28 protein-coding genes are annotated in these 26,187 nt (G+C 46.1%); 15 read left to right on the top strand and 13 right to left on the bottom strand.

Going from position 1 to position 26,187, the window contains the following annotated elements:
* Positions 1-226 precede the first annotated feature (226 nt).
* Entirely contained in the window at positions 227-736 is a 510-nt protein-coding gene (locus MC7420_RS25210; protein ID WP_044209620.1) for a GNAT family N-acetyltransferase, read from the bottom strand.
* Between the two features lie 96 nt (positions 737-832).
* A complete protein-coding gene (locus tag MC7420_RS25215; RefSeq protein ID WP_052307549.1) occupies positions 833-1,315 on the bottom strand; it encodes a hypothetical protein in 483 nt (160 codons plus the stop codon).
* 407 nt (positions 1,316-1,722) lie between these two features.
* Here MC7420_RS25215 and MC7420_RS25220 point away from each other — a divergent pair, with 407 nt between their 5' ends.
* Positions 1,723-2,040 carry a DUF3082 domain-containing protein gene (locus tag MC7420_RS25220; protein WP_006104000.1) on the top strand — a complete coding sequence of 106 codons (318 nt, stop codon included), beginning with the start codon at positions 1,723-1,725 and terminating at the stop codon, positions 2,038-2,040.
* 100 nt (positions 2,041-2,140) lie between these two features.
* Here MC7420_RS25220 and MC7420_RS25225 read toward each other — a convergent pair whose 3' ends face one another.
* Together MC7420_RS25225 and MC7420_RS25230 are read right to left on the bottom strand one after the other, a co-directional pair.
* Complete coding sequence (locus MC7420_RS25225; protein WP_006103922.1) at positions 2,141-3,118, bottom strand: cysteine synthase A; 978 nt, start codon at positions 3,116-3,118, stop codon at positions 2,141-2,143.
* 547 nt (positions 3,119-3,665) lie between these two features.
* A complete protein-coding gene (locus MC7420_RS25230; protein ID WP_006104037.1) occupies positions 3,666-4,304 on the bottom strand; it encodes a peroxiredoxin in 639 nt (212 codons plus the stop codon).
* Positions 4,305-5,023: 719 nt separating this feature from the next.
* On the opposite strand from MC7420_RS25230, the gene psbU reads away from it, so the two are divergent.
* The 4 genes from psbU (at position 5,024) to MC7420_RS25250 (ending at position 8,841) form a co-directional block, all read left to right on the top strand.
* Positions 5,024-5,479, top strand: a complete 456-nt coding sequence (gene psbU / locus MC7420_RS25240) for a photosystem II complex extrinsic protein PsbU (protein WP_006103935.1) — start codon at positions 5,024-5,026, stop codon at positions 5,477-5,479.
* A gap of 80 nt (positions 5,480-5,559) precedes the next feature.
* On the top strand, positions 5,560-5,727 hold the full coding sequence (locus tag MC7420_RS40365; protein WP_157453320.1) for a hypothetical protein: 168 nt from the start codon (positions 5,560-5,562) through the stop codon (positions 5,725-5,727).
* A 293-nt stretch (positions 5,728-6,020) separates the two neighbouring features.
* The gene (nadB, locus tag MC7420_RS25245; protein ID WP_006104014.1) at positions 6,021-7,697 is read left to right on the top strand and encodes an L-aspartate oxidase; all 1,677 of its coding nucleotides are present in this window, start codon (positions 6,021-6,023) and stop codon (positions 7,695-7,697) included.
* A 277-nt stretch (positions 7,698-7,974) separates the two neighbouring features.
* A complete protein-coding gene (locus MC7420_RS25250) occupies positions 7,975-8,841 on the top strand; it encodes an NAD(P)-dependent oxidoreductase (RefSeq protein WP_006103958.1) in 867 nt (288 codons plus the stop codon).
* Positions 8,842-9,260: 419 nt separating this feature from the next.
* Here MC7420_RS25250 and MC7420_RS25255 read toward each other — a convergent pair whose 3' ends face one another.
* Entirely contained in the window at positions 9,261-10,091 is an 831-nt protein-coding gene (locus tag MC7420_RS25255; protein WP_232231783.1) for a hypothetical protein, read from the bottom strand.
* 311 nt (positions 10,092-10,402) lie between these two features.
* On the opposite strand from MC7420_RS25255, the gene psb34 reads away from it, so the two are divergent.
* Positions 10,403-10,573, top strand: a complete 171-nt coding sequence (psb34, locus tag MC7420_RS40370) for a photosystem II assembly protein Psb34 (RefSeq protein ID WP_006103939.1) — start codon at positions 10,403-10,405, stop codon at positions 10,571-10,573.
* Between the two features lie 383 nt (positions 10,574-10,956).
* On the opposite strand, the gene MC7420_RS25265 is transcribed toward psb34, so the two are convergent.
* Positions 10,957-11,958 (bottom strand): hypothetical protein, encoded by a 1,002-nt coding sequence (locus MC7420_RS25265; protein ID WP_006104085.1) that lies wholly within the window; start codon positions 11,956-11,958, stop codon positions 10,957-10,959.
* Positions 11,959-12,141: 183 nt separating this feature from the next.
* On the opposite strand from MC7420_RS25265, the gene MC7420_RS40375 reads away from it, so the two are divergent.
* The gene (locus MC7420_RS40375) at positions 12,142-12,342 is read left to right on the top strand and encodes a hypothetical protein (protein ID WP_006103911.1); all 201 of its coding nucleotides are present in this window, start codon (positions 12,142-12,144) and stop codon (positions 12,340-12,342) included.
* Between the two features lie 177 nt (positions 12,343-12,519).
* The gene (gene mnmG, locus MC7420_RS25270) at positions 12,520-14,466 is read left to right on the top strand and encodes a tRNA uridine-5-carboxymethylaminomethyl(34) synthesis enzyme MnmG (protein WP_006103990.1); all 1,947 of its coding nucleotides are present in this window, start codon (positions 12,520-12,522) and stop codon (positions 14,464-14,466) included.
* 107 nt (positions 14,467-14,573) lie between these two features.
* Here mnmG and MC7420_RS25275 read toward each other — a convergent pair whose 3' ends face one another.
* A complete protein-coding gene (locus MC7420_RS25275; RefSeq protein ID WP_006103988.1) occupies positions 14,574-14,762 on the bottom strand; it encodes a heavy-metal-associated domain-containing protein in 189 nt (62 codons plus the stop codon).
* A gap of 298 nt (positions 14,763-15,060) precedes the next feature.
* Between MC7420_RS25275 and MC7420_RS25280 the strand changes: the two genes are divergently transcribed.
* Both MC7420_RS25280 and MC7420_RS25285 read left to right on the top strand, forming a co-directional pair.
* Entirely contained in the window at positions 15,061-15,384 is a 324-nt protein-coding gene (locus tag MC7420_RS25280; protein WP_044209632.1) for a hypothetical protein, read from the top strand.
* 186 nt (positions 15,385-15,570) lie between these two features.
* A complete protein-coding gene (locus MC7420_RS25285) occupies positions 15,571-16,560 on the top strand; it encodes a GDSL-type esterase/lipase family protein (RefSeq protein WP_044209667.1) in 990 nt (329 codons plus the stop codon).
* Between the two features lie 154 nt (positions 16,561-16,714).
* Here MC7420_RS25285 and MC7420_RS25290 read toward each other — a convergent pair whose 3' ends face one another.
* Entirely contained in the window at positions 16,715-16,915 is a 201-nt protein-coding gene (locus tag MC7420_RS25290; protein ID WP_006103978.1) for a hypothetical protein, read from the bottom strand.
* 153 nt (positions 16,916-17,068) lie between these two features.
* Between MC7420_RS25290 and MC7420_RS25295 the strand changes: the two genes are divergently transcribed.
* Both MC7420_RS25295 and MC7420_RS25300 read left to right on the top strand, forming a co-directional pair.
* The gene (locus tag MC7420_RS25295) at positions 17,069-17,857 is read left to right on the top strand and encodes an LmeA family phospholipid-binding protein (RefSeq protein WP_006104020.1); all 789 of its coding nucleotides are present in this window, start codon (positions 17,069-17,071) and stop codon (positions 17,855-17,857) included.
* Positions 17,858-18,042: 185 nt separating this feature from the next.
* Positions 18,043-18,651, top strand: a complete 609-nt coding sequence (locus MC7420_RS25300; RefSeq protein WP_006104055.1) for a GerMN domain-containing protein — start codon at positions 18,043-18,045, stop codon at positions 18,649-18,651.
* Positions 18,652-18,990: 339 nt separating this feature from the next.
* Here the strand turns inward: MC7420_RS25300 and MC7420_RS25305 are convergent, their stop codons facing one another.
* From MC7420_RS25305 to efp, 3 genes are all read right to left on the bottom strand, one after another.
* On the bottom strand, positions 18,991-19,344 hold the full coding sequence (locus MC7420_RS25305) for an ArsR/SmtB family transcription factor (RefSeq protein WP_044209635.1): 354 nt from the start codon (positions 19,342-19,344) through the stop codon (positions 18,991-18,993).
* A 94-nt stretch (positions 19,345-19,438) separates the two neighbouring features.
* Positions 19,439-19,978 carry an acetyl-CoA carboxylase biotin carboxyl carrier protein gene (gene accB / locus MC7420_RS25310; protein WP_006104011.1) on the bottom strand — a complete coding sequence of 180 codons (540 nt, stop codon included), beginning with the start codon at positions 19,976-19,978 and terminating at the stop codon, positions 19,439-19,441.
* Positions 19,979-20,124: 146 nt separating this feature from the next.
* A complete protein-coding gene (gene efp, locus MC7420_RS25315) occupies positions 20,125-20,682 on the bottom strand; it encodes an elongation factor P (RefSeq protein ID WP_006103982.1) in 558 nt (185 codons plus the stop codon).
* A 317-nt stretch (positions 20,683-20,999) separates the two neighbouring features.
* On the opposite strand from efp, the gene MC7420_RS25320 reads away from it, so the two are divergent.
* Positions 21,000-22,148, top strand: a complete 1,149-nt coding sequence (locus MC7420_RS25320; protein WP_006103902.1) for a peptidylprolyl isomerase — start codon at positions 21,000-21,002, stop codon at positions 22,146-22,148.
* A 381-nt stretch (positions 22,149-22,529) separates the two neighbouring features.
* Here MC7420_RS25320 and MC7420_RS25325 read toward each other — a convergent pair whose 3' ends face one another.
* Positions 22,530-23,789, bottom strand: a complete 1,260-nt coding sequence (locus tag MC7420_RS25325) for an RNA-guided endonuclease InsQ/TnpB family protein (protein WP_044209638.1) — start codon at positions 23,787-23,789, stop codon at positions 22,530-22,532.
* Positions 23,790-24,017: 228 nt separating this feature from the next.
* Here MC7420_RS25325 and MC7420_RS25330 point away from each other — a divergent pair, with 228 nt between their 5' ends.
* Positions 24,018-24,314 (top strand): hypothetical protein, encoded by a 297-nt coding sequence (locus tag MC7420_RS25330; RefSeq protein WP_006103918.1) that lies wholly within the window; start codon positions 24,018-24,020, stop codon positions 24,312-24,314.
* Positions 24,315-24,334: 20 nt separating this feature from the next.
* On the top strand, positions 24,335-25,342 hold the full coding sequence (gene thiL, locus MC7420_RS25335; protein WP_006104025.1) for a thiamine-phosphate kinase: 1,008 nt from the start codon (positions 24,335-24,337) through the stop codon (positions 25,340-25,342).
* 360 nt (positions 25,343-25,702) lie between these two features.
* Here thiL and MC7420_RS25340 read toward each other — a convergent pair whose 3' ends face one another.
* Positions 25,703-26,056, bottom strand: coding sequence for a hypothetical protein (locus MC7420_RS25340; protein WP_157453321.1), 354 nt, complete (start codon positions 26,054-26,056; stop codon positions 25,703-25,705).
* Between the last annotated feature and the right edge of the window lie 131 nt (positions 26,057-26,187).

Genomic DNA, 26,187 nt, shown 5'->3' on the forward strand with positions numbered 1-26,187 from the left:
CGGTGGAAATAAAGCTAATTTACTATTTTTTAGGCGTCTTGCCCTGACTCCCAAATGTCAAAAATGTAACCTTAGATACTGAATATTTTCCAGAATAACGTTAAGTGTCCGTCCTCATCAGGCGTCTTTAATTCATTTTAAGATGGACATCAATCAACATAAAATGGCGGATGGAATTTTAAGAACAGAATGGGCATAAAACCATTTTTATTTTCACTAAAATAGTCTAGTAAATATGATTTTTAGGGGAAATAAAAGTTTTAGTCAGGGTCAACGAATTTCCCCCTTGACCAATAACTTCAAACCCAAAGCGGCGATACAATCGCAAGGCGGGATTATCGGGGGATACACTTAGAGAAACGGCAGAGTAGCACGGTTGCGCTGTTTCAACTAACTGGGTAAGGAGTTGAGAGCCAATACCATGACCGCGATAGTCCGGCAAAACAGCGATGGTTAGTTCTGGTGTTTCATCGTTGACATATCCAAATCCTTTATTGCTACTCTTAAATAGTCGTAACCACGCCGCACCCACAGGCATTTGACTGTCCTTAAGCATGGCGATAAAACCGATATCATCCGGTTGTCCCCAATCTTTAACATACTTAGCCAATTCCGGCTGATAAATCACCTCTCGTGGTAAAGGTGTAGCGTCGGGTGGAACATAGAGTGCCAGATATAGCATGTCCCACAAAAAAGGTTCATCAGTTACCTCTACTGGGCGGATAACAGATCTCATCGCCAGAGTTGTTTTTTACGACTACACTAATTATCTTATTGCCAAAGGCGTCTGGGATTAGGTGGCTAGAACGTTTCCGGTGTCGTCTAACATTCATTAGCCAGAGGACTCTCCAAACCGTTCTAACAATTGCTCACCCGAAAGGGTAGTCAACAGGGAAGTTAACTCCTGAGGAGGTAGCTGTAACATCGGCGCGATCGCACCCGATAATTCCTGATCCAGTTTGCCAAATCGCACTCTGAGAAAGTTTTCCGCCATCTGCCGTTGTCCTTCAAGCCTGCCTTCCTGTATGCCTTCTTGTATACCTTCAAGCCGACCTACTTGTATACCTTCAAACCGACCTTGTTGTAAGGTTTCTTCCTGCCATTTCAAATAAGCGGGTGATAAGTTCATAAGCAACTCCCTATCCTGTTCACTTAAATTTTCGCTTTCGTTGACAGTGATACGCCAGTTCGCCAGAATCTCCAGAATAGTCTGTCGAAATGGGTTTTGTTGTGGTAGGGCGACCAACTCATCGATCGCCTGCCTCTGAGTTCCCCTTTTTCCCAGAACCCTTAACCAAAGTGTATCTGTGGACACAATTAAAGTTAGCGGTGGAGATTAGGGAACTCTTAACAGGGAACTCTTAACAGGGAACAGTAAGGGTTTGAGACTTGTTTACATAACTTAATCTAGTTAAGTTTATTTCCACCAACCTACTTAACATCGAGGCGATCGCTGTTGTGGGATAGGATTAAGAAAACGTAATCAAGCCATTTGGACAGTGCCGCCAGATTATATACTGGTTCAGCACTACAGTTAAAGAAATAAAAATTAAATTCATATTATCGGAGTAGTTATGCAGTTTGCTGATCAAGAAAAGTCAAACACTTGGGAGATTAAATAAAATAATTATGCAAGCTGAAGATAAAAAGATTTATACTTCAATGTGATGTCCGGCAAATCACTCATAATAAATAAAGGATGAAACCCTAGATATCAGATTCATGACCACTAATCCCGATAATCAACCCACAACTACCGAACAAACACCGCCGACTCCCTTGCGCTGCTTAATTTCAGCCTTGATATCCGGTTCTCTGGCGATCGCGGGATACTGGCTGACAACCGCTATTGCACAATCCTTAGCGAATAAGCCTCTACCCTCTGGGAATGTGACGGCGATTAATATTGCGATCGCGGTTCGTACTTTAGTTGTGGGAATCAGTACTCTCGCCACGGCTGTCTTTAGTCTCGTGGCTGTTGGCTTGGTGGCTTTAGCCATCCAATTGACAGTGCAACGCTTCACCCAAGGGACAAAATGATTGCTTACAGATCAACTCCTGTCTAGAGGTTGACAAATTCAAATAAATATGTATTGTAGAGACGCGCCATGGCGCGTCTACAGATGTGATGATGATGCCACTAACGTTCAGGTAACAGCCCCTTTTGCGCCAACCACTCCCGATTATAAAGCCGCGATTGATAACGCGAACCGCTATCACAAAGCACCGTCACAATTGTATGTCCAGGTCCCATTTCTTTGGCTAAGGCGACGGCTGCACCGACATTAATTCCTACAGAACCGCCCATGAATAAACCATCTTTTTCCAGCAGTTGGTAAATCACCCGCACCGCTTCTTTGTCATCAATTTGAATCGCATCATCAATGGGAACGCCTTCCATATTGGCAGTAATTCGGCTGTTACCAATCCCTTCAGTAATAGAATTCCCTTCTGTGTTAATTTCGCCCGTCTTCACGTAACTGTACAACCCACTCCCCATCGGGTCAGCCACAATGGATTTAATCTGGGGATTTTTTTCTTTCAGGAACATGGAAACCCCAGCAAATGTTCCCCCTGTCCCTGTAGCCGCCACCCAAGCATCCACTTTACCATCGGTTTGTTGCCAAATTTCGGGTCCCGTGGTTTCGTAATGTGCCTGTCGATTGGCTAAATTATCAAATTGATTTGCCCAAATTGCATTCTCCATCTCTTTGGCGGTTCGTCCCGATAGCTTAACGTAATTATTTGGGTTTTTATACGGTACAGCCGGAACTGGACGCACTTCGGCACCTAGCGTTCTTAATGCATCCATTTTCTCTTGGGATTGAGTTTCGGGAATGATAATTAGGCACTTATATCCCTTCGCGTTGCAAATATGCGCTAAACCAATACCCGTATTACCAGCCGTTCCCTCGACAACTGTACCACCAGGCTTGAGTAACCCTTTGTCTTCAGCATCTTGAATAATATAGAGGGCGGCGCGGTCTTTGACAGAACCGCCAGGATTAAGAAACTCAGCTTTTCCCAGGATTTCACAGCCTGTCTCTTCGCTGAAGCTATTTAATCGAATTAGAGGGGTATTCCCTACTGTGCCGACAAAGCCTTCTTTAATATCCATTTGCTTTACAAGGTTGCTGCTTTATTGTCCTTTTTCTGTACCTCCCCTGTTCCCTGAGAAGGGCGGGTTTAGTCAAGTTATGAGTTTGTGCCAAAACCTTATCGGTAAAACCCGCCCCTACAGGAGCTCACAAGGGTAGGTTTTTTAAGATTGCGGTTCAGGTTAGACTTGGAAGACAGGTAGACCATCACTTCGACTTCGCTCAGCGACCGTAGACAAGGAAGAGTGAGAACGAAAAATAGGGCGTTTCGGCTTTTAGAAGTTAGTTTGACCGAACCGAATTCTGTACGGTTTTTCCCCCTTGTCTTCTTTCCTTCCTTGTCCCCTTGTCTTGTCTCCACCCTTAAATAAAAAACCTACACCTGTCAGCCCTACAGGAGGAACTCCCCCTGCTTCCCCTGCTCCCCCTGCTCCCCCTGCTCCCCCTGCTCCCCCTGCTCCCCCTGCTCCCCCTGCTCCCCCTGCTCCCCCTGCTTCCCCTGCTCCCCCTGCTTCCCCTACTTTTTAACTATGGAGTGAGGGCTGCGCCACGCCACTACCTTAACCCTTACTTGTTGGGTTGAGGGGTCATCCGCAGGTAAGGCTTGACTTCGGTGTAACCTTTGGGGAATTTTTCTTTTAAGACTTCTGGGTCTTTCAGAGAGGGGACAATTACACAGTCATCTCCTTCTTTCCAATTCACGGGAGTGGCGACTTGATGGTGATCCGTAAGCTGTAGGGAGTCAATCACCCGCAAGATTTCATCAAAGTTGCGACCGGTGCTAGGAGGATAGGTGATGGTCAGGCGCAGTTTTTTCTGGGGGTCAATGACAAAGACGGTGCGTACCGTCACACTAGCATTGGCATTGGGATGAATCATGTCATACAGATCAGACACCTTTTTATCCGCATCTGCCAAAACCGGGTAGTTGACGGTCGTATTCTGGGTTTCGTTGATGTCTTGAATCCAACCCTGATGAGACTTGGCATCGTCAACACTCAGGGCGATGACTTTAGCATTGCGCTTGTCGAATTCGGGTTTGAGCTTGGCAACCTCGCCTAACTCTGTGGTGCAAACGGGTGTATAGTCAGCTGGGTGGGAGAATAACACGACCCAGCTATCCCCTGCCCAGTCATAGAAGTTGATTTCGCCTTCACTAGAGGATTGCGTGAAGTTGGGAACAGTGTCGCCTAATCGCAGAGCCATAGCTAATTTCCTGATTCTTTCGTCAACAGAGACAATTTTTAATCTTCCCACAAAACCCCGGTTTTCCGGTAGACTTTTAGAACTATTTAGCATTTTTCATGATTTTGGGCGGATAAGCGCCTAAACTCTTGAGGTAGGGATAGATAAGGTCAACGACCCGTCGCTAAAAGCGAGGGCTCCTTATAGCCCAAGTTGACCAGCCTAAGTGCTACGCGCACTACGTTAACGGCAAGTGTTAAAAATCCTACCTTGGGATGCGTGCCAGTTCCAAGCTCTAGAACCGAGTGGTTAAACAGGTCTAAAGGGTTAAGAAGCGTGCTGCTTGGAAAGTACCGACCGTTAACATTGGCGAGGACCCACTTTACCCCGAAAGGGAGTTGGGGCAACCATACCCCAAGGGGGGAGCAACCATACTCCCCCACCAATTTTGTCCAAGGAAAGTAGTACATCCTGCCCTGCTTTCCTCCCGTCGCTAAAAGCGAGGGTCTCCAGCAGGTTTTTTAAGATGAGAGGATAGAAAACAAATACAGATTTTAAGTAGGGCGAGTTCCGTCCGATGTTAAGCCTGTGGACTGGTTGAGTGCCGACACCGCCAGAGTGAAACAGGAAGCAATCCGGATGATGTCTAAGAAGATCCAATATTGTCTAGCTTTGTCCAAGTGTTGTAGAACGGCAGTTCTCTCTTGGTCTTCAATGTGTTTGAGTAAGGAGGAGAGTTAATGAAACGATTGGTTCGTGTGTTAGTGGTATGGGGACTGTTAGTGGGCTGCTTAGGATGGTTGGGTTTCTCCCAAAGCGCGATCGCAGCACCAATGTCCTGGACTCCGGGCGTGTCTTTGAGTAACGCGCTCCCGAATGGGTCACCGATGTTACTGGCTGAGACGACTCTACGGAATCCAGCCGATGCCAAGCTGGAAACAGAGTATGGTCAAAAGCTGGATTTGAACAATACTCATATCCGAGCGTTTCGCAAGTATCGGGGCATGTTCCCGACATTAGCATCATTGATCATCCAGAATGCTCCCTACGACGATGTAGAGGAAGTGCTGGAGATTCCCGGATTGACTGATCGGCAAAAGCAGGTGCTAAAAGACAATCTGGATGCATTCACTGTGACCGATACAGCGGACGTTTACAACGAAGGTGACGACCGCTACAATCCCGGCGTTTACTAAACTCGGATAATCCAGGAAATTCCTAGTTCAACCCACTCCTGTTGGGGGGTGGGTTATTTTTTACACAAGGATCAAGGCAGATGACAGAGGGTAGAGGGATGAAAACCTGTGTAGAGACGTTGCATTTTAGTCTCTACATTGCCCTTGGGGAGGTGAAGATTCCCATGTCTCCTCAAATATTTGACTATATTTGGACTAACTGTCAGGAACCTCAGCCTAAAGCCATGAGGCTTGAAAGAGCAATCTGACAAGCCATTCTGACCAGCCTAAGTCTTAACTGACTACGTTTTTTGAGTCACGACACCCTGGAATGCGAAGCTAGTTCCTTGCTCTGTCGCTGAAGGTTAAACAGTTCTAAGGTCACTGGGACAGTGCTTTCAGCCTAACAAGCTCTTGAAACATTGGCGAAGCTAACTTTACTCGAAAGAGTCGGGGCAACCATACCCCAACGGAGGGGCAACCATACCCCTCCACCCCGCGAGGGGATTCAATTCAATGTAAAGCCGTCCTAAAAGGACGGGGTTTCAAACCCATTTTCCTGATGATTTCTGTTCCTGACAATTCTCAATCGCCACTCCATCAGCCAACCCAGTTTGATGTCATCGTTGTAGGTGCTGGCGCGGCTGGACTTTATGCCGCCCTCTGTCTACCCGATCGCTTAAATGTTGCACTGATAACCAAAGATACTCTATCCATCGGTGCCAGTGACTGGGCGCAGGGCGGTATTGCGGCGGCTATTGCCCCCGGAGATTCCCCAGTGTTGCATGTTGAGGATACACTTCGGGCAGGGGCGGGGCTTTGTGACGCTGATGCTGTGGAGTTTTTGGCTCAACAAGCACCCGATCGCATTCGCTCGTTAGTGGAGATGGGGGTGACGTTTGATCGACGGGGGGAGCAGTTAGCCTTAACCTTAGAGGCGGCTCATTCTCGTCCCCGGGTTCTCCATGCGGCGGATACCACAGGGCGGGCTGTAGTGAGTACGCTGACTGCCTTAGTCTTGCGCCAATCTCATATTACGGTGCTTCAGCAGGCATTTGCTTTATCTGTCTGGCTGAATCCTGAAACAGGTCATTGTCAGGGTGTCCAACTCATGTATCAAGGTAAAATCAGTTGGATACGGGCGGGTGCGGTTGTCCTGGCTACAGGAGGCGGCGGTCAAGTCTTTGCCCAGACAACGAATCCCGATGTCAGTACCGGAGATGGAGTCGCGATCGCGTGGCGGGCGGGTGCGATTCTCAGAGACTTGGAATTTGTCCAATTTCATCCCACGGCTTTAACCAAACCGGGAGCGCCTCATTTTCTGATCAGCGAAGCGGTGCGGGGAGAAGGGGCGCATCTGGTGGATGATCAGGGACACCGTTTTGCCTTTGAGTATCATCCTGATGGCGAACTTGCGCCTAGAGATGTGGTGAGTCGAGCGATTTTTAGTCATTTACAGAAAACTAAACCTGATCCAGCCACCAGTCATGTCTATTTAGATTTGCGCCCCATTCCCGATGATCGCATTCGCCACCGATTTCCGAATATTATCCAAGTTTGTCAGCAATGGGGGGTTGATGTATTTCGGGATATGATTCCTGTCACCCCCGCCGCCCATTATTGGATGGGGGGAATTGCTACAGATTTAATGACCTCTACCTCTATTCCTAATTTATATGCCGTGGGTGAAACGGCGAGTACGGGTGTTCATGGTGCGAATCGCCTAGCCAGTAATTCGCTATTGGAATGTATTGTATTTGGCGCTCAGTTGGGAGAATTAACACCCGATCAATCGGTCTTGAATCAGGACTCAGCTTCTATTTCTCCCTTAACCTTATCCGATGAAGCTACGAAAACAGATAAAATGCTGGCGATACAAGATGAGTTAAAACGTTTAGTCTGGCAAAGTGCTGGGATTTGTCGATCTGCACAAAAGTTAGAACGTGCGATCGCGCAGGTGGAAGTCTGGCAGTCCGAATTGGCTGCGTTGCCTTTAAGCCAACAGTTACGGAATTTAACGCCACAGAAGACAGTTCAACTTGATGTTCCAAATGCTGATTACCTGGTGCGAACTTGGGGAGAAACCTCTAACTTATTAGATATAGCTTACTTAATTTTGAAAAGCGCTTTGTTTCGGACAGAAAGTCGTGGCGGACATTACCGCTTAGATTATCCTCAACCTGATCCGAATTGGCAAATGCATACACTTGTGCAAGAGGAGCGTTGGTGGAAAGGGTAATTGTTTTATGCCTTATGTTATTCGTCTTATGTCTTAAATCTAAACGGCAAGAGGGCGGGTTTTGTTGATAAGTTTTCGGTATATTCGTCAATTAAATGGCTAAACCCGCCCCTACAATACGATATGATTTTTACCTTCTACCCTCCTACCCTCCTACCCTTCGATCTGTCTTATGTTCAGAAAAAAAGAAATCCCTCAACAGATAGGTGTCAGAGTCAAGCAGTGGGTGCAAGATTGCAAGGGAGTGTTTTGATGTAGTCAACCCCAAAACAAATACATGGTTAAGGTAGGATTTCTCGGTACAGGATTAATGGGACAACCCATGGCGCAACGGTTACTGGATGCGGAAATACCAGTCGTGGCGTACAATCGCACCTTATCTAAGCTAGAACCTCTAAAGGATTCAGGAGCCGAAACGACTGATTCGGCGGCGGATGCGATCGCGGCTGTCGATTGCGTTATTTTAATGTTGGCGGATGCTGATGCAATTCGACAGGTGGCACTATCTGATAGTTGCCAAGAAGCATTAAAAGGACGCACCGTGATTCAAATGGGAACCATTTCCCCCAGACAAAGCCAAGATATTCAAAATCAAATCGTAGCCGTCGGGGGTGAGTATCTAGAAGCGCCTGTATTAGGGAGTATTCCGCAAGTCAAAGATGGCAAGCTGCAAGTCATGGTAGGGGCGTCTGAAGATCAGTTTCAAAAATGGCAAGAGTTACTCAAAAATTTTGGAGAACCCCTATTAATGGGTCCCGTGGGAACCGCCGCCGCCACAAAGTTAGCCTTAAATCAATTAATTGCCTCGTTAACCGCCGGATTTGCCCTTAGTTTGGGATTTGTAAAGCGTCAGGGGGTGGATGTAGACAAGTTTATGGAACTGCTGCGAGACAGTGCGCTGTATGCACCGACGTTTGATAAGAAGTTAAATCGGATGCAAGACAGTAATTTTGCTGATCCCAATTTTCCTCTGAAACATTTACTTAAAGATATTAATTTATTCCTTAGTGAGGCAAAAGCCGAAGGGTTAGAAGCGAGTAGTTTGGCGGGTGTGCGCCAGGTTGTTGAAAAGGCGAAAAACGCTGGGTTAGCGGATGAAGATTATTCTTCCTTATATTCGGGAATTAATCAGACATTGGGTTGAATAGTTACAGATGTTTTGAGCCAACGCGCTGAAGAGTGAAATCGGGTTAATTCTCCCCCTTCCCACCCCTTCGGGGAAGCAAGCTACGCAGGGAAGGGGGCTGGGGGGTTAGGTTTAATATCGATTTTTCTAGATGACGTGAAAAGTCAGTTGATGGATAAAGCAGTTTGCTCTGCTATGCGGTACATTGTCGATCCCCCTAAATCCCATAAGCAAAAAAAGCGAAGCATCCTCTGGTTTCCCCCATGGAAGAAAACGCGAAGCATCCGCTGGTCTCCCCCTTTTTAAGGGGGACGGAAGGGGGACTTTGATCTACTGTACTTTATTACAGCGCTTTGCGCTGTAAGGGTTTGCATAAATTTCCGACGCAGGTAACTTTAGAACACCTGTCAAGTAAGATGCTCCCATAAGGAAATCTCTCAAAAATAGCGTTCCGTTCCGGGAATATGACCAAAGATTCGTTTTGAATAGTCTTGAAGTTCTGTATTATCGATGAGTTTTTGGTATTGTGGCTGATCAGCAAAGACTTTCCATCGGTTAAGAATATCCATTTCAGCCGCTTTCCCCCGAAATGCAATTCCGTCGAAAGAACTCCCACCACCTTGCCCTTTTACATCATTAAAACCTGCATCAGAAAACTTGATATTAAGTTGCTTGGCTAGTTGCTGGCGATAGTCCACATCAATAAACCACTGATTATAATTAACCACGATTTTATTATTTTTCAAGAACTGCGTTTCTCCCAAGAATTCTTGAGCGTATGATATCCACAGTTCAACTAATGTTCTATCCGGACATTTTACCTTCATATATCCCTTTTTAAATCGGCTTGCCAGCATATTAAAGGGATCTCTTAAGATAATTACATCGTATTTGATTGCACTTTTGCCCAAGTACAGTTCACTTTTTTTGTCAAACTCCTTGTCAGTGATTTGCTCAAGCGCATGATCTTCATAGCTATAGATTAAACAGTCTTTTTTTGTGAAATTGCCTTTGGCTTCCTGCTTTAATTTTTCTTTGGGATAATGTTCATACAAGAAACGGTATGGATTCCGTTTTACTGGAATCTTATTCAAATGCCATACTTCACCGTGGTGTTGTTTTCTGATCCAGTTGATAATGGCATGATTTCCACTCCGTTTTAAGCCAACTACTCTAATTTCCTTTTGATTAACTATTTCTGACGGACTCACGTTGTTGGATAAGTGTCTCATGGCATCTTCGACACGGTAACCCAAATTTCGTTTCACGCAGCGAAGCCTGTTCAGTGTGTTGTCCATCTTTACAGTAGAACGGTGAATCTAACTGTGGCTGATCTATCTTAACAGACGCAAAGTCCAGTCTTTTGATGAATGGCATGGAGAAGTTCTAGGGGAAAACTGGCTGTGATGGAGTTAAGTCAGTATTATTGCCTAGGTATATAGTACGGTTAGCTTTTGATAAGCTCATCTTATAAAAAGCAGAACAAGATTCAATAGCATATCTATTGCGTTTCTGTAAAGACCTTGGTTAAAGTTATAAACAACAGAGAGAACAAACAAAACAGAGGAGAGAGATTCAGATGTACACCACAATCAACCAAGACGGACAACTGAACAACTACGCGATCGAAACCCCTGTATATTATGCTGAATATCCCAATAGTGAACAACAGCGTCGCTATGCTTTTCAAGGGGCGTGTGCTATTTTATTCGTCAATGTATTACTTCTGACCGCACTAGCTGTAAGCTAACATTCACGCCTCATCTACCTGTCGTTAACCCAAGATGATTGTATCCCAAAATTATTACGGGTAGCGCCAGCGAATAACGTTTTTAAAGTCCTCCTAACCCTTGGAATTTGGGATAACTAAAAGCCTTGCTTCGGCAGGACTAGAAGAGAGCCTCAGTTGCAAAATCCACGACTATTACAGTCGTGGATTTTTACTGTTTATTTCAAAAGAATAGTTAAATGGGTTTCAGTTGGACTGATAAGCAATAGCTTCAGGCGTTGATTTTTAAGATATTGAGTCATTGGTCATGGATAGCATACTGTTGTTGTTTGATGTCATTAATTTAAGGCTGGTGGGCAATGCCCACCAAATAAATTATTACTCAATAAAACCTAACTCTTTGTTTACGTCTCATTTGCCTCTTCACCCGAACTCAGATCTGTGTTCTCCAATCCCGATCCCTCCTCCGTAACATATTGATTCGCCACAGATTCAAATGCCTCTAAGGATTGAGTTGTCACCGCCTGAACCAGAAGAGTATTTAGCACCTCAAGAGCCTCAATTTTTCCAATTAATCCCCTCAATTTCTGCGGAATCTCTTCAAACCGAAGTTCAAGAATACGGACAATATCTTCTTGTCTTGCTTGCTGTAACCCTTGCTCCAAGCCTTTCCTGATTCCGATTCGCTCAATACTGGTAATATAAGGCATTTTTCTCTCCTCTTCTAACGTTTGTATCTCTTGCCACAATCGCTCCTCTTCTCTCTTTGGTAGAGCAATAAACCAATCGATTAATCGAAATAATTGAACGATATCCTCTCGCCCATACCCCCGCTCATATAAACTCTTAATCAAAGACAGCTTACTTTCATATCCCACCCCAACATCTTTCCCGGCAACTTGGGCAGAAAGGTGCGCCTGTACTATCGCTGCCAATGGGTTTTGACTGCGAGCAAGCTCATCCATACTGTAATCTAGCAGTTTCACCATCGGAAATTCCAGTATTGCCCGACACCCCCACAATTCACGCTCATACCGATTGGGGCGCCACCCTGGTTGCTCATCGCCGAGTATTCCCAAACTCACCACACTGCGACGATACCGATCGAAAATCCGGCTATGATACAGGTACATCCGCTCACTAAACTCACTTTGACGCTGTGATTGCACCTCCACATGGACAAGAACCCATTCCTCCTCCCCACTACGCCGCCAGACTTTCACCAACTTATCCGCATCTCTCCTCCCCGTTTCTGTCTCTCGCTTGATTTGTTGTAACTCAGTGTCTAAAAATTCAAATCCTCGTTCCCAATCAATGTCCTCTTCTATGCGTGGATAGAAGAAACTCAAAAACTCCCGAAAATATAGCGAAATGCTTTCTTTCCATGGCGAATCATATTCGCTCATCTTAGCCACTCCTCAATTCTCATCCTTGCCCTGATTTAAGTTGATTTATTGTAATACAATTTGACTGATTTTTATTGTCAGAATGACACGGAAAGAGATGCAGGGGCAAATGCTTTAGGTTCGATTGTGGGAGTGCTATTAGCTGCTGGATAAGGTTCGCTTACCTGAATTAAGGCTGGTGGGTTGAGCGAAGTCGAAACCCACCCTACTGGCTTATTTGATGAATTAGAATTACATCCAGAAACTGTAGGGGCGCACCGACGTGCGCCCATAAAATCGACAGGACTCTTGCGTTCGCTTCACTATAAAACGCGCAATCCGGGAAGCCTTGCAGGAGAAGCCCACAGTCCCTTACAAAGGACAAATAACAATTTCTACCGTTAGCTTTTATTGTGTCCACTGACTGACATCATGTTTAAGGGTGCAAGCTTTGCGCCCCTACATTGAATAACGATAACGGTAAAATCTGCCCCGATATCAATGTCAAGACGCGCCATGGCGCGTCTCTACCAGGGAATTCGGTAGAATGAACCATGAGTCCTTGTCACTCAAACACTAACCATGACCACAAATTCCCCCGTAGATTTCCAAGACGCTTTTGATGTCATCGTTGTCGGTGCTGGACATTCTGGCTGCGAAGCCGCACTCGCCGCCGCCCGTCTGGGATGTCGCACCCTCCTACTTACGCTGAACCTGGATAAAATCGCTTGGCAACCCTGTAACCCCGCTGTGGGTGCCCCGGCTAAATCCCAACTCGCCCACGAGGTAGACGCTTTGGGGGGAGAAATTGGCAAAATGGCAGACCGAACCTATCTCCAGAAGCGGGTACTGAATCAGTCGCGCGGACCTGCGGTTTGGGCGTTACGGGCGCAAACCGATAAGCGGGAATATGCGGCGGTGATGAAACGGATTGTCGAGAACCAGGAGAATCTGGTAATCCGTGAAGGGATGGTGACGGATTTAGTCCTGGGGGCGAATGATCAGGTTATCGGTGTTCAGACTTATTTTGGTGTAGCATTCCAAGCCCCTGCGGTTATATTAACAACGGGAACGTTCCTGGGTGGATGTATTTGGGTGGGAAATAAGTCAATGTCCGCTGGACGCGCTGGAGAATTTGCCGCCGTGGGATTGACGGAAACTCTGAACCGACTGGGATTTGAAACCGGACGCCTGAAAACAGGAACCCCGGCGCGGGTGGATAAGCGATCGGTGGATTACAGTAAGATGGAACCTCAACCTGGGGATGAGGTGGTGTCTTGGTTCAGCTTTGACCCAGAGGTGTGGGTGGAACGGGAACAGATGAATTGTTATATTACCCGTACCACGGCACAAACGCATCAGTTGATTCGGGATAATCTACATCTGTCTCCGGTTTATGGGGGTTGGGTGGATGCCAAAGGACCCCGTTATTGTCCCAGTATTGAAGATAAAATTGTCCGGTTTGCGGATAAGCAAAGCCATCAGATCTTTATTGAACCGGAAGGGCGAGACATTCCCGAACTCTATATCCAGGGATTCTCGACAGGATTACCAGAGAATCTACAATTGCAAATGCTGCGATCGCTCCCTGGATTAGAACACTGTACTATGCTGCGTCCGGCGTATGCGGTGGAGTATGATTATCTCCCTGCAACCCAGTGTTTTCCCACGTTAATGACCAAAAAAATTGAGGGGTTATTCTGCGCTGGACAAATTAATGGAACAACGGGGTACGAAGAAGCCGCCGCCCAGGGGATTGTGGCGGGGATTAATGCAGTACGCTATGTGCGACATCAAGAGATGTTGGTGTTCCCCCGTGAGGAAAGCTATATCGGCACATTAATTGATGATTTATGTACCAAAGACTTGCGAGAACCTTACCGGATGCTAACCAGCCGTTCCGAGTATCGCTTACTCCTGCGTTCCGATAACGCCGATCGCCGTCTGACTCCTTTGGGACGAGAGATTGGCTTAATTGATGACCGCCGTTGGCAACTTTATACTGAAAAACAAGCCAATATTGCGGCTGAGAAGGAACGACTTCAGACTGTACGGATCAAAGAACATGAGGAATTAGGTGTTGCGATCGCGTCGGATACTCAGCAACGGATTAAGGGTTCGATTACCCTGGCTGAATTGCTGCGTCGTCCCAAATTCCACTATACCAATCTGGATCACTACGGATTAGGAAACTCCAGTCTCAATCAAGCTGAACGAGACGGCGCGGAAATCGATATCAAATACGCCGGATATCTGCAACGCCAGCAAAATCAGATTGATCAAGTGTCCCGTCAAAGCCAGCGACGATTACCCACGGATCTGGATTATGATGCCATTGAAACCTTATCCAAGGAATCTCGCGAGAAACTCTCCCAGGTTCAACCCCTGACAATTGGTCAAGCTTCTCGCATTGGTGGGGTGAACCCGGCTGATATTAATGCTTTGCTGGTGTATTTGGAAGTGCGATCGCGCTTGGGAGCAAACCGTTCAGATTCCCAAATGCCAACAGTCTCAGCCATTTCAGGCTAATTTGTTTAGTAGAGACGCGCCATGGCGCGTCTCTACAATGCATGCAAAGTCTCTACTATTTCTACAATTTACAAAGAACAGGGGGTTCTATAATGCCAGATTAGATATTATTCCACCTGATGCCCAACTGAAGTAATGACTTGTTTAATCGACTCCTGAGACGCCTCAGTTTCCACGCTAACCGTCTTATTTGCCACATCAACATCGACTTTCGCTTCAGGTTCGTGAGTACGAATCCCTTCGCTAATGGTTTTGGCGCAAGCATCACAAGCAATACTCGGAACGTTGAATTTCATTGCTGCCATCGTGTAGATTTCACTCCAGTTTTTTATTCAATCTATCATTATAGCGAAGTGCTGCTTTTTGTTTTTCACTCTAAAGTATGAATTTTTCAAAAAGCTTAGGCGGACAAATTTCATTTATTTCCATGTCATCTTTTTGGCTGATTTATATCTTTTATGAAAAAATAATACCTAACAAGATTTACGATAATTGACGTAGTATTTTTTACGCTTATTGCCGTATATATTTCTAAACAAAACACCTTTGAACTGTGTCAATATATTAAGTGAAACCGTTCGTCCCACATCAATCATGCCAAAAATTTCTGCCTTATTCACCCGTCCTCAAGTGAACTCATCTGGAGAGGATTTGGACAAGAGAATTAACTCCATGAAAAAATCATCCAAATTGCAGCGATTTTTTTCCCAGAATGATATTGACGAAGCGTTAACAGAGCATAAATTTCTGGAAAAATGGATCGAGGACAATCACACAGAAGTCAACAATGCTTTACAAACTATACAATTGTCAATGAATAATCTATTCGTTGCGATAGGCTTTATCAATTCCATCGAGGCAACCCTGAGAAAAGCTGTCATTATTGCTTTTTTGCGAGATCAACAGAAGCAGAAGTGATACCATACCAAGTTGCATTCAAAGATATAACGTTCCCTCCCCCTGCTTTTCCTGCTTCCCCTGCTTCCCCTGCTTTTTGAGATGGGGAAACAGGGAACAGTGAGAACCCTCCTGCCTTCTGCCATATATTCCTGATACTCTGGCAAATTCCTGTCAAAGGAAAAAGAGAGAGTAATGGAATGTACCATGAGCGATCCCTATTTACTAGCAGCCAGTCTGCTTACCGTTGGTCCCGTATCTGCACCCCCGCCACCACCACTGGTTCCCAACCTGTTCGAGAATTTGTCGGCTTTGTTGGCTTCCGCTAAAGCTGATCACTCGCACTCCGTCGTCACTCAACCGATGATCTCTGGGGTGGAAATCCCTGGTGTTGAGTTTAGTTCATCGGTTAGTAGTGGGCACTTTAGTGCCACCACGAATCAAGCGCTTACTACTAACTCTCAACGTAACATTTCCCCTAAATCGGGAACCCAACTCTATTATCAACGATTAGCCGCATTAAATAGAGGTCAAACCTATACCCGCCTCCCGGCTGATAGTTTCCAGTCGGTTTGGAGTAAAGCGACACTGGCTAAACCCACTCATACTCAATGGAAACAGCTACTTGCAGAAGAAGCGAAAGCGATGGCGAGGGGACAGGGGAATAATCGTCTGTCTATTTTAGTGGGCGATTCCTTGAGTCTTTGGTTTCCTACAGCCAACCTACCTAGCGGTCAATTTTGGCTGAATCAGGGGATTTCTGGGGAAAACTCTAGCCAAATTCTGGAGCGACTCTCGGCTTTTTCCCAAACCCGACCCGATACAATCTATGTCATGGCTGGCACCAACGACTTGCGTCAGGGGGTTCGCGATCGCGTGATTCTCGATAATACCCGCCACATCATCCAGCGCTTACGCCAAAACCACCCACAAGCCCAAATTATTGTTCAGTCTATTTTACCCACACGATTAAGCGCTATTCCCAGCGATCGCATCCGCAACCTGAATCAACAAATCGCCGCGATCGCACAGCAAGAAGGTGCAGGCTATCTTAACCTGCACCATTTGTTTGTGAATAATCAGGGTCAAATGCAACGGGAGTTAACTACTGATGGGATTCATCTCGCCAGACGCGGCTATGCTGTGTGGCAAGAGGCTTTAAACTACGCCGATGCTTTAATTTTGGCGAGTCGTTAATTATTTGTCTTATGTCTTATGTCTTATGTCAAACAACACTCAGTCGGGGCGGGTTTAGTTACATCTAGGGTGAGATCAGAAACGATAGTTGTGAAACCCGCCCCTACCAAATCGGTTATCTGAGCGAAGCGAAGGGTCAACACTCACCACTCAACTAAACCGCCTGTCGAGACGCTAGCTTTTCCAAGGTGGCTTGGGTTTGCTGTAACAACTGCTCTCGGCTATCTACTGCTTTGGTGAGAGTCGGGACTAAATTCCGGGCTTGTAACGCCATGTGTAGCTGGAGCTGAGCCACGTACTCACTAATATCTTCATGAACAAAGTCGTTGGGGGTTTGAGCAGAACGCAAATCCAAAATGTCCTCCTTTCCTAAGGCTGTGCTTTTCGTCAACACCTCATTGAAGGTATCATGCCTATGGCAATCGGCTCTCACTCTGTAATAAAACTGCAATAAAGTTTAAAGATTTAGGGGTTAGATGTTAAGTAATGTAAACAACTCAACGGAAATATGGAAATTTTGAGCATCCTCCTATCGGCGTTACTCACGCTGGTTTCCCCTCCGGGCTTAATCATCGATCGCGTGGTGGAAAATGTCCTGAGTTCTCAATTGGAGAGAGTTGAACAGCTTGATGTGCGGATTGACAATACGCCGAATTATCGAGCTTTGCAAGGGAAACTCGAACAAGTCCGGATTGCGGGTCGAGGGTTATGGTTGACACCAGACATTCGGATTGATGTTCTAGAAGTCGAAACTGATCCGATTAATCTGGATATCAACCGTCTGAGACAGGAGGGTCAAACGTCGCCCTTAGCCTCGTTACGTCAACCGTTACAAGCAGGGGTGCGTCTGGTTTTAACCGAATCGGATCTCAACCAGATGCTTCAGTCTCCTAGAGTTGCTGCAAAATTACAACAACTCGGTAGTCGTCTCTCCAGAGATACCGCACAACGTTACCAGTTTCTCAATCCTCGATTAGAGTTGCTGGGAAATAATCGCCTGCGTTTCCAAGTGGATGCGGTGGAAGGGAATCGTCAATCCCTAGCCATCGTTGTGGAATCTGGATTGGGGATTGAAGCCGGACATCGCTTGCAACTGATTGAACCAAAAGTAACCGTTGATGGTCAAGCGTTACCGTCTCCCTTGGTTGAAGGCTTCGCCAAGGGATTAAGCGATCGCGCCAATCTCCGTAGCTTGGAAGATGCTGGGATTACGGTCAGACTCTTACAATTAGAGATAGATAATCAGGATCTACAGATAGCCGCATTTGTTCGAGCTGATGTACCGCAAGCGGACTAAACCTTCACCTCAGACGTTTCCTACACGTTCTGTAGGGGCGGGTTTTACCGCTAACGTTTTGGAGATAAGCCCTAACTGAACTAAACCCGCCCTTGTTAAGGAAACAGAGGGAACATTGTCAGTGAAACAATATCACATTTTTTCTTAATCCTACAAAACATTGAACGATTGGACAGGTAATAACTATGCAAAATCCACAAGATACACGTCGTATTCCCACAAGTTTGATCGCTGGTGTTTCCGTCGCCATGTTAGCCGCCGCTGGTGGAGGCGCTTGGTGGGCTTGGAATACGATTACCGCCTCACCCCCCCAATCGGAAGTGCCTACCCTCTCCCAATCGCCCCAAGACACGCCGCCCGCGACTGAACAAAAGGTTCAAGTGTATTGGGTTGATGCTGTCAATAATCAAATTGAATTGGTTCCCAGTTCCATTACTGTCGAAAATGCTGATAATCCATCTGAAGTGTTAGAGATGGCATTCCAGCAATTATTGTCTGGACCTGAACAGCAAGCGGTAGCCTCGGCAATTCCCGAAGGAACTGAGCTACGGAATCTTTCGATCAAATCTGACGGAGTGCATCTAGATCTATCTGAAGACTTTACCACAGGGGGTGGCAGTACTTCGATGCAAAGCCGCCTCGGACAAATTATCTATACAGCCACCAGCTTAGATCCGGATGCTCAAGTCTGGATTGATGTGGAAGGAAAACCCCTTGAAGTCTTAGGAGGTGAAGGGTTGATCGTCGATCAACCGATGACTCGCCAAAACTTTGAAACAAACTTTCAACTTTAAGGTCAAACAACCATGATTAAAGTTTAGCCTGAGGACAAGGAAACAGGGAACGGGGAACGGGGAACAGTAAGGTTTTGACGCTTGTTAACTGAGTAAGCTGTTCGGCATTTAAACCTTAAATATCAATAATGGCGCAATCCTTGTAGTGCGTTTAGCGAAGCCATGCCGCAGGCTTTGCATCTTGCTCGCTACTAATACCCATCTTGCTCGCTACTAATACCCATCTTGCTCGCTACTAATACCCAATTTAAATGCATGACAGCTTACAGCGAACAGAATTTATGTCCCGGTACTTAGATCGCCTGTTCGGTTCAATTTTTGAACAAAAAAATTCCCCTTCTACCCTTTGTTCGTCAAAGTAAAGTTCCGAAAATGGCGGGCTTGTTGTTCGATGCGGGTAGCGAGGCGATCGCACACTAAATTACATAGGTCAAAAATCAGCTCATCTTCTACCTTGTAGTAGGCAGATGTGCCTTCAGTGCGGCGGCTAAGTATTCCCGCCTGTAGCATCACTTTCAGGTGCTTAGAGACATTTGCCTGACTCGTCTCTGTGGCTTCTACCAATTCTTGGACACATTTTTCACCTTCGCGGAGTAAATTGAGCAGGCGTAGACGCATAGGTTCACTTAAGATACTAAAATACTCAGAAACTTGTTGGACGACCTCTTGAGGGACTGTTTTTACTCTTGGCATCGGTCTAACCCGAAATTAGGTGATCATCAAATTTTAGCCTATTTTTGGTCAATTGATAACAATAGAGTAATCATCAATCCTTTACATCGCTCATTTACCCTGTATTGATCCGCATCAACGGTTGACCATATTCAATCGGTTCGCCATTTTCGACCAAAATTTCCATCACTTGTCCGGATATTTCGGCTTCAAGTTCATTCATCAACTTCATCGCTTCAATGATACAGATAGTTTGACCGACGCGAACCTGATCGCCAACTTCGACATAAGGGGTATCATCTGGCGATGGTGCCCGATAAAATGTGCCAACCATGGGCGACTTCACCTCTTCCCATTTTGACTCCACTCCTGGAGACGGTGTAGCTGAAGCTGTTCCCGTTTGAGCCAATGGTGCTGGTTCAGGTGTGGGTGTGGAAGGGGGAGGCGGTGGGGGAGCCATTCCAGCCACCGCTGTTCCCACGCTGGACGCTACAGGGGTATCTGTTCGACTCATTGTTGAGTCGCTAGGAGGACTGGCGGATAATCCTTTACGTACCGTCAGTTCAAAGTCATCACTTTTCAATATCACTTCCGCAATATCGGTTTGAGCGATCGCGGTTAGCAGTTCACGGATTTGGTTGAAGTCTAATGGCACAACTAAATTAGGGAGATAGGAATTCTGGAAAAATTCAAGGTTAGAGTTCTACATGATACCTCAGGCAGGATTGATCACGATTTGAGCTGGGCAAAAGCGGTGTTTGGATATTCACCTTAGCTGTTGATTGATTGGTTCAGATCCATTTACTCGCGACCCAGATAGGAATCGTTACGAGTATCGATTTTAATTCGCTCGCCGACGGAAATAAACAGTGGTACCATCACTTGCGCTCCCGTAGACACCGTAGCGGGTTTAGTACCACCTGTGGCGGTATCACCTTTGACACCCGGATCAGTCTCCACAATTTCCAGCACCACGGAGTTGGGTAACTCCACTTCCAGGACTTGATCATTCCACGTCACCACATTGACTTCCATCCCTTCGGAGAGATACTTGACGCGATCGCCAATTTGCTCTTCATTGAGGCGATTTTCCTCAAAGGTTTCCATATCCATAAAGACAAATTGGTCAGCATCTTTGTAGGTATGCTGCATGGTGCGTTTTTCTAGGATGGCTTGGGGTACTGTTTCCCCAGCCCGAAAGGTTCTGTCCATGACATTCCCCGTCTGAACATTTTTCAGCTTGGTGCGGACAAAAGCCGAGCCTTTTCCAGGCTTGACGTGGAGAAACTCCACCACCCGCCACACCGATCCTTCTAAATCAATCGTGACACCCGTGCGAAAGTCGTTACTTGAAATCATTGTTCCTCAAGGGTTGGGGAATAGTGTACGCAAGATATTGTAGCTGGCATTGAGGTCAGCATTAAACGTAACGCCCACATCAGACTTGTCAAACCCCTAATTCGCGACGGCTGACGGCTTCGGCATAACTTTGGGCATAACATTCGGCACTCTATTGTACCTTTGTAGAAGAACATTCCCATAGTTAATTCGGCAAGAGAGGTATTCGCGCTCGGATGTTTTGGCACGGACACCCCGTATGGCAAGATGAAGAATATCTGTTTCAATGCTGTAAGTTAGCCTCAACCTAATGGTATTCAGCCTTAGGCGATATGTTTATGCGACCTTTAAAAATTCTCAAGCTCGATTGGTGCCAACGTCTGCTCAAAACCAGTTTTGTGGCGCTGCTACTGGTGACACTCTCCGTAAGTTTAAGCGGTGCCTGGTGGAATTTTGGTAATGATCAACAACCACCTGCCCGAGAAAGTCGCTTGGCGCAAGGGAATGCGATTACTGATGGCAAAGCCCTACTGCGGTATGCTCTGCCCATTGAAAACCAAGCGGTGCGGAACGTGCAAGCAAGTCTCGAAGATATTGCCACTCAGTTACGGGGAAAGCGCTGGAGTCCGATTAACCGGGATATCACCAAAGCGGATGTAATTTTGAGCAATCGCCCGGAAAAAGTGCTGGCTGACATCCCAGAGGAGCAAAAACCGCAAGCTGAAGCGATTATTACCACCATGAAAGATGATATCGTTTCACTCCGAGAAGCAGTTGAAGCCAAGGATAAAGAAGCCGTCTGGATTGAGCGAGGCAAAATCCTTGACAAGGTGGGTGAACTGGAACGAATGATGGTCAAGGGATTTCCTTTTGAAGTCCCCTCAGAGTATAGTAATTTACCTCAACTCAAAGGTCGCGCCACGATAGAGATAGCTACGAATAAAGGGGATATGACCTTAGTCGTTGATGGCTATAGCGCCCCGGTTACGGCGGGTAACTTTGTTGATTTGGTGCAACGGGGTTTTTATGATGAGCTGGCAATTACCCGTACTGAAGACTTCTACGTGCAAACTGGTGATCCACCTGGACCTGAAGAAGGATTTATCGATCCCAAGACAGGTGAATATCGGGCTATTCCCTTTGAAGTGTTAGTCAGGGGAGATGAGGAACCCATCTATGGTATGACCTTAGAACAGGCGGGGATTTATTTAGATGAACCCGTGCTTCCTTTCTCCGCTTACGGTGCTGTCGCCATGGCGCGTCCAGGAGATGATCCCAATGGGGGTTCGTCTCAGTTCTTTTTCTTCAAGTTTGATAGTGAGTTAACCCCTCCTGGTTTTAATGTTATGGATGGGCGTTATGCGGTCTTTGGTTATGTTGTTGAGGGGAAAGACGTATTGGACAAGCTAGAACTCGGCGATATCATTGAGTCAGCTACAGTTGTTCAGGGCGCTGATAATTTGGTTGAACCCGACGTTGCAGCTTAAGTACAATGGCACGCTCAATAAGCCGTTTGGAATTGCCAAAACCCTTGATACTGAGGGGGTGACAAGGGTCTTGAAGGTACTACTGGGTGTAGGGACACCGAATTTCGACAGGACTTCGGCGTGAGCGCTTAGTCGAACGCTCAATTGCCGCGGAGTCGAGGTGTTGAACTAATCTCAGGGAGTCACCAAAAACTCTATACCCGATCTCCTCTGATGGGCTTTTGTGTTCCTTACAGAGCCAGCCCCACACCCCATACCCCACACCCTGCCTACTTTTGACGCTAGCTTGTCACCCCTTCAGCCCTTGATATCCCGTAGGGTGGGCAATGCCCACCAGCCTCATCTGAGCGTGCCATTCAGGTTAAGTTGACACTCACCCGGTTAAAACGCGGGTGATTCTTCCGTCACAGGGAGGCAGAGTTTTACATCTTCTAGGATGAAACCTTTACCCTCAGAAAGCTTACCTACCGTGTGTCCCACGGCTTGCAGTCCTTTAATTTCTATAATGCGAGCGGATGCTACATCCCGATCACATTCATACCCACAATACTGGCATTTGTGTACCCGTTGAGAGAGCTTTTTCTTACCTGTATCCTCTAAACAGTTGGGGCAAGTCTGACTTGTTCCGGCTGCGGGTACTTTCTGGAAGTACACACCCCGCTTAAAACAACATTGAGATAGGATATCGAGAAACTGACCCCACCCTGCATCTAGGCAGTGTTTAGCTAAAAAGCCTCGACCTAACGCTTTCAGGTTGAGTTGTTCGGCAAATATCATATCCGCCCAATCACAAAGGTTATGGGCTAACTCCCAATGGTAGTTTTTGCGGTGGCAAGCTATTCGCTCATGTAGTCGTGACACTTTGGCTTGTGCTTTGGCGCGATTGTTTGACCCTGGACGCTTTTTAGACACCTTCTTTTGCAGCGATTTAAGCTTGCCTTCTAGATGTTTAAATGGTCGTGGATTGGGAAACGTTCGCCCATTAGACAGGGCGGCAAAGTGCATTAAGCCGACATCTATTCCCAGTGATGTACCAGTCGGACTGATTTCAGGCGACGCCCTGAGCTTGCCGAAGGGCACATCTACTTTCCATTGTAAGGTTAACTGTACATACCAGCCGGATACCCGTCTGACGATTCGTGCTTGTTTAATAATTGCATCATCGGGAATTGGACGGGATTGGATGAATTTAACCCGCCCAATTTTAGGGAATTTGACAGATCTCCCTTGAATGGGATCTTTTCCCATTGATGGAAAAACAAATGACCGCATCCGACCCGCTTTCTTAAACCGTGGAAACCCTCGCCCATTCTCCCACATTCCCTCAAATGCCTTTTGCAAACGCTTAAGGGTTTGCTGTAGCACTTGTGAGTGTACCTGCTTAAGTGCAGGAATATTTTTTTTAGCCTGAGTGAGACTTTCGCACTGACTGGAATAGTTGGGTGCTGGTGCATCCGCTGGTATAATGTACTCGTATTTAATCGAACAAGCGTTTAGTGGAGACTTACGGGAATTTGCCCAATCTTTCCGCTCACAAAGGGCATAGTTATAGACTCGACGACATTGTTCTAGCCACTCAGCAAAAGTGGCGACTTGAGCGGTAGTTGGTTTTAGCTTAAACTCGTAAATCAGATTAAACACTTGCTCGACAATATACAATGTTTGCTAACATTATAATACACTATTAATTGAGGAGGCTTAGAAAAAATATACTCGCAACTCAAGTGGCTAGGCTGGACGCCTTGCGGCAATTGAGCTTGTCGAAATTCGGTTTCATCCCTCGGATAAATCACGAGGGAGCCTGCACCATCGCTTGTACTGTAAGGATCATCGGTTTGTTTCCTGTTCCCTATTCTCTGTTCCCTGAATATGCCAATTATTGACTTGCTATTGGTGATCACTTTAGGTGTTTTAGGTATCTTGTTCTTGCAAAAAGCCACCCGAAGTCAACAAAAGCAATTAGAGGAAACGTTTTATCAGTTATTAGAAACGGAAAATAGCTGTATTTCTCTGATTCAGTTGGCTGCAGCCGCTAGGGTTGAACCCGAAATCGCACAGCAGTATTTGGAACACCAAGTTCAGGTGTTTAATGCTATCCCAGAAGTTGATCCGGATGGAGATACCTACTATCGCTTTCCGAAACTACATCGGCGTATGAATGAATAATGAAACCCATAAATTGACAAATGAGCAATGATGTAATTAGAGATATTGGAGAACAGGGTGTTTTAAAACGATTACAGCGCTTTTGTCCCTCAGATATTGTGGGTGATGATGCGGCGATTATGCCAAATCCAGAACCGGGGCAATTATTAGTGGTGACAACCGATGTTTTAGTAGATGGAATTCATTTTAGCGATCGCACGACGTCGGCGGAAGATGTGGGTTGGCGTGCGGTGGCGGCAAATTTATCGGATTTAGCAGCAATGGGTTCATCGCCTCTGGGGATTACGGTTGGCTTGAGTCTTCCGGGTGATGTGGCGGTGAGTTGGGTTGAACGACTCTATCAAGGTATGTCTGAGTGTTTACAGCCGTATAATACGCCCATTGTCGGGGGTGATGTTTGTCAGTCTCCGGTGATTACGGTATCGATTACTGCATTTGGTCAAGTCTTACCCCAGCGCGTCATGCGGCGTTCTAATGCTAAAGTCGGCGATGCGATTGTGGTGACAGGAGTTCATGGTGGATCACGAGTTGGGTTGGAATTGTTACTTAATCCGGAATTCGGCAAAGACTTGAATGAAAAAGAGCGATCGCGTCTCATCCAAGCTCACCAACGCCCTAAACCAAGACTAGATATCTTACCTCAACTCTGGGACAGTCTAGCCTCCCAATCTCCAATCCCCCTAACCGCAATGGATAGCAGTGATGGACTAGCGGATGCGATCGCCCAAATCTGTCGAGCGAGTGGGGTGGGGGCTGTGGTGGAACGGGATGCGATTCCTATCCCCTCCGTATTACCTCAGCTAACGTCTCCAGAACAAGTTTGGGATTGGGTTTTGTATGGGGGTGAAGACTTTGAACTGGTGTTATGTTTGTCTGAACCATTGGCTCAGGTATTTGTCGAAAAATTTGCAGCCGGATCAGCCATTATTGGTTACATTACATCCGGTAGGTCGGTTTGTCTCCGGGATAGTACAGGAAAGTATGCGGATGAATTATTAACCCTAAGTCGAGGATTTCAGCATTTTTGAAAAAATCTAGACAATTCGATTAGTTTTTGATACTATTATTTCATAGTGGAAAAATGTGCGCTCATATATATAAGCTATTTCTAATAATCTGTAAACGTTCTCTGTTTTCCATTCCTCCTTGCTACCCATTCCTAATTTAAATGCATGACAGCTTACAGGGCTTTTAAAGTAAGTTAGGTACACAGACAGATCCCCGACTTCTCTAAGAAGTCGGGGATCTTGCTTAACCTTGAACTACTCAAACCTAAGACAGCCCCCTAGTCCGCGCAGGCGGACTTTGTTTGTGTAGCAGCGATTTCAATCGCCTCCTCTTGCATGGGGTGATAAAGGCGGATGTGGTATTAATAATTGAATGATGCTCTAATCATAATCAGTATCTTCCATGTCTTTGACCGCTTCGTTGATGTCTTCTGCCATAGCCGGTCCGGACTTAGAATCTTGAGATTGCTCCATCTTTTCTTTATTCGCTGATCCTTGAACCGTATTCGTACTTTTATTCGCCTCCGCTTGTACCTGTTGCATAGAACGCGGTTCTTGTTTGACGACTTGTTCAGCCTTCTCGACTATTTCGTCTAGGGTTGTGCCACCTTTATCAGAGCCACCCACAGCCACTGCTGGCAAAGCATTTGATAAAAACAAAAATGTACACAGTGAAGCAGCAATGAGAAAACGCACTGGACGTGCAGAAAAGAGTTTTTCGCGGATAAATTGCATACTATTGATTTCCATGTAGTTCGACAGTCCATTTTACCTGTCAGATTAAACGGAATACATTCCCCTGATGTAGGATTATTTGTAACTGTGTATTTATCACCTAGGTGATAACTAAAATTATACTTAAGAGG

Source organism: Coleofasciculus chthonoplastes PCC 7420, assembly GCF_000155555.1.
In the GTDB taxonomy this organism is placed as follows: domain Bacteria; phylum Cyanobacteriota; class Cyanobacteriia; order Cyanobacteriales; family Coleofasciculaceae; genus Coleofasciculus; species Coleofasciculus chthonoplastes_A.